The sequence below is a fragment of the Streptomyces sp. NPDC043861 genome, assembly GCF_056435905.1.
Genome location: NZ_JBWKDP010000022.1, coordinates 37,008 through 44,737, shown reverse-complemented (window position 1 = coordinate 44,737; position 7,730 = coordinate 37,008). Strand labels below are relative to the sequence as shown.

At 68.9% G+C, this 7,730-nt stretch carries 9 protein-coding genes; 7 read left to right on the top strand and 2 right to left on the bottom strand.

The genetic code is table 11. The features are described from left to right. Positions 1-300: 300 nt before the first annotated feature. The 5 genes from AC068D_RS34840 (at position 301) to AC068D_RS34820 (ending at position 3,867) form a co-directional block, all read left to right on the top strand. Positions 301-1,146, top strand: a complete 846-nt coding sequence (locus tag AC068D_RS34840) for a helix-turn-helix domain-containing protein (RefSeq protein ID WP_478827156.1) — start codon at positions 301-303, stop codon at positions 1,144-1,146. A gap of 37 nt (positions 1,147-1,183) precedes the next feature. Continuing rightward, complete coding sequence (locus AC068D_RS34835; protein WP_478827154.1) at positions 1,184-1,804, top strand: LysE family transporter; 621 nt, start codon at positions 1,184-1,186, stop codon at positions 1,802-1,804. Positions 1,805-1,918: 114 nt separating this feature from the next. Then, a complete protein-coding gene (locus AC068D_RS34830) occupies positions 1,919-2,347 on the top strand; it encodes a hypothetical protein (RefSeq protein WP_478827153.1) in 429 nt (142 codons plus the stop codon). Positions 2,348-2,723: 376 nt separating this feature from the next. After that, positions 2,724-3,122, top strand: coding sequence for a DUF6153 family protein (locus AC068D_RS34825; protein ID WP_478827152.1), 399 nt, complete (start codon positions 2,724-2,726; stop codon positions 3,120-3,122). A gap of 124 nt (positions 3,123-3,246) precedes the next feature. Further along, on the top strand, positions 3,247-3,867 hold the full coding sequence (locus tag AC068D_RS34820) for a DUF305 domain-containing protein (protein ID WP_478827151.1): 621 nt from the start codon (positions 3,247-3,249) through the stop codon (positions 3,865-3,867). Between the two features lie 65 nt (positions 3,868-3,932). Here the strand turns inward: AC068D_RS34820 and AC068D_RS34815 are convergent, their stop codons facing one another. Both AC068D_RS34815 and AC068D_RS34810 read right to left on the bottom strand, forming a co-directional pair. Continuing rightward, positions 3,933-4,541: a hypothetical protein gene (locus AC068D_RS34815; RefSeq protein WP_478827150.1), complete on the bottom strand. Its 609-nt coding sequence runs from the start codon at positions 4,539-4,541 to the stop codon at positions 3,933-3,935. Between the two features lie 100 nt (positions 4,542-4,641). After that, positions 4,642-5,253, bottom strand: a complete 612-nt coding sequence (locus AC068D_RS34810) for a TetR family transcriptional regulator (RefSeq protein WP_478827149.1) — start codon at positions 5,251-5,253, stop codon at positions 4,642-4,644. A gap of 116 nt (positions 5,254-5,369) precedes the next feature. Here AC068D_RS34810 and AC068D_RS34805 point away from each other — a divergent pair, with 116 nt between their 5' ends. Together AC068D_RS34805 and AC068D_RS34800 are read left to right on the top strand one after the other, a co-directional pair. Then, entirely contained in the window at positions 5,370-6,227 is an 858-nt protein-coding gene (locus AC068D_RS34805; RefSeq protein WP_478827148.1) for a class I SAM-dependent methyltransferase, read from the top strand. Further along, positions 6,224-7,276 carry a saccharopine dehydrogenase family protein gene (locus AC068D_RS34800; protein ID WP_478827147.1) on the top strand — a complete coding sequence of 351 codons (1,053 nt, stop codon included), beginning with the start codon at positions 6,224-6,226 and terminating at the stop codon, positions 7,274-7,276. The genes AC068D_RS34805 and AC068D_RS34800 overlap by 4 nt, the downstream gene beginning before the upstream one ends. Positions 7,277-7,730 lie beyond the last annotated feature (454 nt).

Sequence of the window (7,730 nt, the reverse complement as noted above, 5' to 3'; positions counted from 1 at the left end):
CAGCCGAGGGATCCGCCGGCCGAGCACACGCACTATGGCTGCAGATCCAGGAACCGGGCCAGGCACTCATTACCGGCGGAGTAATCCTCAGGATGCGCTCCCAGATTCCTGGTGAAGGCGGACGCCCGTACAGGCAAGCTCAGCGCCTGATCACCCGACTACGAGCCGAGGTGGCAACCAACGAGACGATGCCAACAGCCAACGAAAGATGACTCTGATGCTGCGGATTTGGCGTGGGCAGAAAGGCCCTGCTACGAGGCCCGGCATGTATTCGGTACGGATTCGGGGACCGCTAGAAGCATGCCGGCGGGCCTGCCGTACCCTCTGCGCATGCATGTCGCGGAATGGAGCGGAGGTCAGCTAACGGTAGTGCGCCCCCCGTCGGGCGGGTTCCCGCGGCACAGCCACGACGAGTACGTGATCAGCGTCAACCTCTGCGGCCTGGAGCGGGTCCGGCTGGATCACGCCTCGTTCGACGTGAACCTGGACGAGTTCACTGTCTACAACCCCGGCCAGGTCCAGTCGTGTACCACCCAGGTCCCGGCCGACGCGTCGTTCGCGGCCGTGAGCTGGTACGTCCCGCCAACGGTGGTGGAATCGCTGACTGGCGACGCCCCGGTCGACTTCGAACGGCCCGTCGTCCGCTCTCCACATCTACGCAACGAGTTCCTCGCTGCGGCCAGAGCATTCCGTGAGCTAGCACCGGAGGTGCACCCTCCGCCTGCCGAATCCGCGGTTCTGATCCAGGAGCGGCTCATGCTCGTGCTGTCGCAGCTGCTCGACCTGGCCACAGGGCGGCGCGCGCGTGCTCCAGAACCCGCTGACGCCCGGATTGCCGCGGTGCTCGACCGGCTCCGCGCTGACCTGTCCGGCGCGCCCCGGCTGGGCGAGCTGGCCGACGAGGCCGGGATGTCCCGGGAGCATCTGATCCGGACGTTCACTCGCACCACTGGCACCCCGCCCTACGCCTGGCACCTGTCGGCACGGCTGGCCGAGGCGCGGAGCCGGCTGCGCAAGGGAGAGCCCATCGCCGACGTCGCTCACGCGCTCGGCTTCGCCGACCAGGCGCATTTTCACCGTCACTTCGCCGCGGCCTACGCCACCACACCGGGCCGATACCGTCGGCTGTCCCAGATCAACATCTGACAAGACCGTACGCCCCGCCCCCACAACAGTGGCCGGCATGACTGAGATCTTCATGGTGGCTCTGTGGTTGGGCCTGGTGTTCAACGCGGCGCCGGGTGCGGTGTTCAGCGAGTCTCTGCGGCGGGGAATCCGGCACGGGTTCGGCCCTGCCTTCGCGGTTCAGGTCGGCTCGCTGGTGGGCGACGCCGTCTGGGCGGTGCTCGGCCTGGCGGGGGTGGGGGCGCTGTTCGCGGTGCCGACCTGGCATGTGCCGCTCACTGTGGCCGGGTGCTTGTTGCTGGCCTGGTTGGGGGTGGCGGGCCTGCGCGACGCGCTCGCGAGGAAGGGGTCCACTCCGACGGCAGAGCCGTACGCCAAGCAGGACCGCAAGGCCATGGCTGTGGGGGCGGGCATGTCGCTGGCGAACCCGTGGAACGTTGTCTACTGGTCGGGCATGGCTGGTGGGGTGGGCGCCGTACTGGGCTCGGGCGGCGTGGCGGAGCTGGGAGTCTTCTTCGCCGGGTTCATGGCCTCCTCGATGCTGTGGTGCCTGATCGCAGCGGGGCTCGTCGTGGTGCTGCGCAGGGCGCTGCCACCCCTGGCCGTACGTGTGCTCGAAGCCTGCTGTGGTGTCTCGCTACTGGTCTTCGCGCTTCTCCAGCTGAGCCAACTCATGTGACCAGTACCTTCGACAGGTTTGCGCATCAGGAGCTGCTCCCCGCACCCGAGGGGATGGTCCATCTGCGCACGAAGGGAGCACGACCCCGCTGCCCTGCTCCCTGCACTCGCGGGGATGCGGGTGACCCTGACCGAGCGGAACGGCACGGCGCTCTTCACCGGGCTGACCGCCGGCAGCTCGTACACCTACAAGGTCGTCCGGGTCGGAGGGAACATCACCCCGGCCGAGCGCCGCGATCGCCCGGTGGACGCCCTGCAGGTCCTTGCCCCACTGGCCGCCCATCGCCGGGCGCTCCCGCAGGTCGGCCAGGGCCTCGGTGGACAGTTCATCCAGGCGTGGGCTGCGATTCAACAGCAGCACCTGGCAGATAACAGCCTCCAGCTTCTGGGCATCGCGGCGATACCCCCAGTCGGCAAGCACCGTGCAGACCTGCTCGACCGCCGCGTCCACGGGCTCAATCCGGAAGACCCGACGGGCCAGGCTCGGCCGCATGAACCGGCCGAGCCGCTCGAAGGCCGTGAACTCGCCGAGCAGGAGGCGTAGGCGATCAGGAACGGCCGGGCATTGGGGCCGATCTGCCCACCCCAGGAACGCCGGAACTCGGCGCCGTCCGCGTTGATCAGGTCCGTCCACTCGTGCACCGACCAGCTCCAGAAGGCCCGGCGGAGCTCACCGCAGCGAAGCAGCACAACTCCTGCCGCATCCCGCGCAAACTGCCGCTGATGGCGGTCCTCCGCTGGCCAGTCATGGCTGGCGCCGCCATCCGATGGGTGTCGGGATTCACCCGCGCTAACCGGCTGGACGCCCTCGGCTTCCTCGCGACCTCAGTACGGTCCGATGACACCGAAATCCGCGCAGGTGCCTCCTGCGGAGGTCAACCAAGAACGGTCGGAGAATGCCGACCCGTACGATGGGCCTCGTGATCCATGCTGCGTCGCCGACAAGCCGCCGCACCAGCCGCGTGTTCGCGCTGCTGGTGATGGCGGTGCTGGCTGGTGTGCTGGGCATGCACGCGCTGGCTCCCGGCGGTGCCTCCGAGGCGCAGGCAGCCTCCGGCCACGACATGGTCACCCATCACTCGACGAATGTGCCTGAAGCGAGCCCGGGATGCTCGCACACCGACGGCGGGACGAATCATCTCGACCACGCGGACTCGACCTGCGCGGCGGCCGGTGTCGGTTCCCCATATGCGCCGCCGGCGTTGCCCGTCGCAGTCGAAGTCGTGCACACCGCCACTGCGCTGAGCGGCATCGATGGGACGGGCGTGGCCAGCCGGGCCCCGCCTGACCTGTCGGAACTGCAACTTCTGCGGATCTAGAGCGGCCCGCTCGGCACCCCTTGGCTCCAGACCTTCGCTGGAGCGGTGCCGTGTCTGTGCATGCCCTCATTTCCGTGAATCCGCGCGCCCTGTCGTGGGCTGCGCGTCAAGGAGTTGCACCACCATGAACAAGAAGCGTTCTCTCATCCGCCGTAGCGCCGTCGCCATCGCGGCTGGCGCGTCTGTGCTCGTACTGGCCGGCTGCGGCGGCAACAGCAACAGCTCGGCTGGTAACGAAAGCCAGGCGTCCCCGTCTGCCGCGTCCTCCGCAGCGCAGGAGCAGCATGCCGCTGCGGACGTTGCGTTCGCCAAGGGGATGATCCCGCACCACCGGCAGGCAGTGGAGATGGCGGACCTCGCAGCCTCCCGTGCTCAGTCGGCCGAGGTGAAGAAGCTCGCCGCGGACATCAAGAAGGCGCAGGACCCGGAGATCCAGACGCTTTCGGGGTGGCTGACGTCGTGGGGCGAGGAAGTGCCGGCCGAGGGAGCCATGGACCACTCCATGCACGGCATGGAAGGGATGATGAGCGCCGAGGAGATGGACAAGCTGCAGCAGGCGTCGGGCAGGGCCTTCGACACGGCGTTCATGCAGATGATGATCAAGCACCATGAAGGTGCGGTGGCCATGGCCAAGACCGAGCAGGCCAATGGCGCCTACGAGCCCGCCAAGAAGATGGCCGACGCCATCATCACCTCCCAGACCGCGGAGATCACCCAGATGAAGAAGCTACTGAGCCAGGGCTGACCGGAGAACGAGGGCGGGCGTCCATGGGCGCCCGCCCTGCCTACCGGATACATCCCAGCGTGAGGCTAGGAGGCTTCCCGACGGATGACCTTGGCTGATCGGTGCAGCCGGGACTCGCTGAGATGCCGCGGCGCCTGCAAGGCTTCCGGACCGACAAAAAGAGCGGGGGAAGGCCTCGCTGGAATGCCCTCCATCTCGCCGCCGGACAGCGCGGCTCGTGCGGCGGCCTCGGCCAGGCGGCCGACCGGTTGCAGGTGTACGAGCAGCAGCAGCGTGGCCAGCAATGTGATCAACAGCTTCGCGATCACCAGGTGGTGGCGGAGGATCCCCCACGCAGTCCCCACCGACTGCACCGGACCGTTCAGCAGCGAGACGACGGCAAGCAAGACGATCACGGTCCAGCCCACCAGGTCCATGGATATGTGGGCGCCCCGGATTGTCTGGGGGCGACTGCTCGCCAGACCGGCGATGGCCAGGGCGAGGTAGGCGGCGACCGCGCCGAGCCAGCCGAGCGAGAACGTGACGTGGGCGGCAGTACCGCCTTGCGCACACGCGTGGGGAACGGCCTCATGGCGTGTGTCCCACCAGGCCGGCGACTTTCGCAGCGACGTACCGCGCGACGAGCTGGCGTCCTCCTGCCTGCACGCCGTTACCGCGGCTTCTGCGGCGGCCACCGAATCGGCAGTCGACCGACTCGTCCGTGTAACGCTGCACGGCTTGCACCCAGCCCCCTGACGGGCGAGACGCCACCGTCAGTCGGGCGGGTGCAACCCATTACGACGTGTGGACGTGCTGCGAGCCGTCCCCCAGCAGCAGGGCGACAAGGCGTTCGGTGGTCTCCCGCGCGTTCAGCGCAGCGTCGGGGCTGCGGGTCATCAGCAGGTGGTGGACGGTGCCGACGAGCGCGAGCGCGGTGGTGTCGGTATCGGTGTCCTGCGCCACGCGGCCGAGTTGCCGCTCCGCCTCCAGGTATCCGGTGATCGACTGCTGCATCGCCGTGAATCCCGGCGCACCCGACTCCAGTGCTTGGCGGGTGTGGAGTGAAGCGCCAGGACGCGTCATGGCCAGTCCGACGACCGCCGGGTCCAGGGAATCCAGCAGGGCGAGTGCGACCTCGGCGAGATTGTCCGCCACATGACCGTGACCCACTCGCCCGTTCAGCTCCTCGGCGTGCCGGGCGCTGCGCGCGAAGCGGTCCAGGACGAGCTCTGAGATGAACTCGTCCAGACCGGCGAAATGAGTATGCAGGACTCCTTTGGCGCAGCCCGCCTCGGCTGTGACCGCCCGGCTTGTCAGCGCCGAGGCGCCGTCGCGGGCCACCACCCGTTCCGCAGCCGCGAACAACCGCTCCCGCAGGTCGGGAATCGCCACTCCACGCGGTGACATCAAGACTCCTTCCGGCGAACCCCATTGCAAGTATGGGCGAACGCCCATACTGTTTGGGCACACGCCCATTCTAGGGCCGCGGCACATCGTCCGGTCGACAGGCTTGGAGGCATCGCATGGATCACCTCGTCAACACGAGTCAGGCGCAAGCATGGAACGGCTACGAAGGCAGCCAGTGGGCACGCAACCAGAGCCGCTGGGATGCCATCAACGACGGCTTCAACCAGCCGCTCCTCGACGCGGCGGCGATCGGTGACCGGGACCATGTCCTGGACATCGGCTGCGGAGCCGGCCAGACCACACGGCTGGCCGCCGACCGGGCCCCCAAAGGCCGGGCCCTGGGTGTGGACCTCTCGGAACCCATGCTGGAGCAAGCTCGCACGAGCGCGCGGCACGAGGGGCAGGTCAACGTGTCCTTCCATCAAGGAGACGCCCAGGTCCACCCCTTCACGCCCGCGGAATTCGACGTCGCCCTCAGCCGCTACGGCGTCATGTTCTTCACCGACCCCGTCGCTGCCTTCACCAACATCGGACGCGCGCTACGCCCCTGCGGGCGCGCGGCGTTCATCTGCGCGTCGGAACCCGAGGCAAACGAGTGGATCCAGGCCTTTGACGAGCTGCGTGGCATCCTGCCGGTCGGAGACTTCGGCAAACCGGGAGCGCCGGGAATGTTCTCACTCGCCGACCTCGATCACTCGCTCGGCATCCTCTCCGCCGCCGGCTTCGAAGGCGCCAAGGCCGGGCGAGTAGAGGCAGCCGGCAACTGGGGAAGGGACGCAGAGGACGCCGCAGCGTTCATGCTGAACTCTGGCCCTGGACGACACATGCTCGCGCAGGCGGAACCGGAGCACCAGAAGCTCGCTCACCGCACCCTGACCGATGTATTGCGGGTCCACGAAGCGGACGGTGCCGTATGGCTCCGCAGCGTCGCGTGGCTGATCACCGCCAGCCGCCCTGGGGATCGGCGGGCATGAGCGAGAACCGAATCCATACGGTGGCGACAGTGAAATCAGGTCGCCCGAAGGGTGGGCGGATCCTGGTCGTCGGCGGCTACGGAGCCGTCGGTGCGACGGTGACGGCCGTGCTCGGCGATTGGTTTCCCGGCCGGGTGGTGGTCGGGGGCCGCAGCGAGGCCACGGTCCGGCGGCTCGGTGGCGTACGCGTAGACGTCGCCGATCCGGCCGGCTTCCGGAAGACACTGGAGGGGCTGGGGGAGGTGGCCGTGGTGGTGCTGTGCGTCGAGCCGCCCGACACCGGCGTGGCGCGTGCCTGTCTGGAACGCGGCGTCCATCTGGTCGACATCGGCGCCACTCGGGGATTGCTCGAGGGCGTGGCCGACCTGCACGACCTTGCCGCCCGCGCCCGAGCGACAGCGGTGCTCAGCGTCGGAGTCGCCCCGGGACTGACCAACCTCCTCGCCCACCGGGCGCACGAAGCCGTCCAGGGTGCGGAGCGGATCGACCTCACGGTGCTGCTGGGCAGTGGCGAGCGGCACGGTATCGATGCGGTGCGCTGGACGGTCGAGGGCCTGGCCGAACCTCCGGCGGCTCGCCCGGAGCGGACCGTGCTGCCCGGATACGGGCTGCGTACGGCGCACGCGTTCCCGTTCTCCGACCAGCACACGCTGCCCCGGACGCTCGGCGTGGGGCGGGTGACCACCCGTCTGTGCCTGGACTCGCGGCCGTTGACCTCGGCGCTCTTCGGGCTGCGGCGTGCCGGGCTACTGCGGGCCGCCCGTCGGCCGGGTGTGCAACGCGCCCTCACCGGGATCTTCAGCCGGGTCCACATGGGTGGCGACGGATTCGCCGTCCGTGCCGACGCCTGGCGCGGCGGTCACCACACGGCGTATGCGCTCACCGGACGGGAGCAAAGCCGTGTCACGGGACTCGTCGCGGCGCATGTCACGAGGGAGTTGCTCACCGGAACCCCGCCCGCCGGGGTCCATCACATCGAGCAACTCCCGGCCCTGGACTCGCTCCTCGAGGTGCTGGCGCCACACGGGGTCTCCCTCCAGCGCCTCTGAGAGCCGAAGTCTTGTCGTGCCCGGGCGCGCCGCCCTGGCTGCAACGTTCGCAGTCCCTCGTCGGCAAGGCAGCGTGCCCTGCGGTTAGCAGCAGCCGGAACCTCTTCTCAGAAGAGCGCCGGCCGGCGATGGTGTCGAGTTCGGCCGCACGGGGGCGTGGGAATCCGCGAACCTGCGCGCTTTGCCGTGCACCGCCGCCAAGCTCGCCACCACCATCCCCCGTCCCGGCTGCGGACCTCTGCGTCGGACCGTATCACCGACTGTGCCGACGAGCCGCTCACGCCATCGCCAGCAGCGCCGGCACAGTTCTGGTTCTCTCCGCGACCCACGGCTTCGTGACGCTCGACGAGCCGCTCACGCCGTATGAACTACACATGGGCGAGCCCGGCCCGACCAGTTGGCGCCCAGGCCGTGCGCCTCGGCCTCCACCACACCGCCCAGCTGGTATCGCCCT

Coding starts and splice junctions, on each gene's coding strand:
- AC068D_RS34810 (WP_478827149.1), bottom strand. CDS start 5,253: ATGTCACCGCGTGGAGTGGCGATTCCCGACCTGCGGGAGCGGTTGTTC.
- AC068D_RS34840 (WP_478827156.1), top strand. CDS start 301: ATGCCGGCGGGCCTGCCGTACCCTCTGCGCATGCATGTCGCGGAATGG.
- AC068D_RS34805 (WP_478827148.1), top strand. CDS start 5,370: ATGGATCACCTCGTCAACACGAGTCAGGCGCAAGCATGGAACGGCTAC.
- AC068D_RS34800 (WP_478827147.1), top strand. CDS start 6,224: ATGAGCGAGAACCGAATCCATACGGTGGCGACAGTGAAATCAGGTCGC.
- AC068D_RS34820 (WP_478827151.1), top strand. CDS start 3,247: ATGAACAAGAAGCGTTCTCTCATCCGCCGTAGCGCCGTCGCCATCGCG.
- AC068D_RS34830 (WP_478827153.1), top strand. CDS start 1,919: ATGCGGGTGACCCTGACCGAGCGGAACGGCACGGCGCTCTTCACCGGG.
- AC068D_RS34835 (WP_478827154.1), top strand. CDS start 1,184: ATGACTGAGATCTTCATGGTGGCTCTGTGGTTGGGCCTGGTGTTCAAC.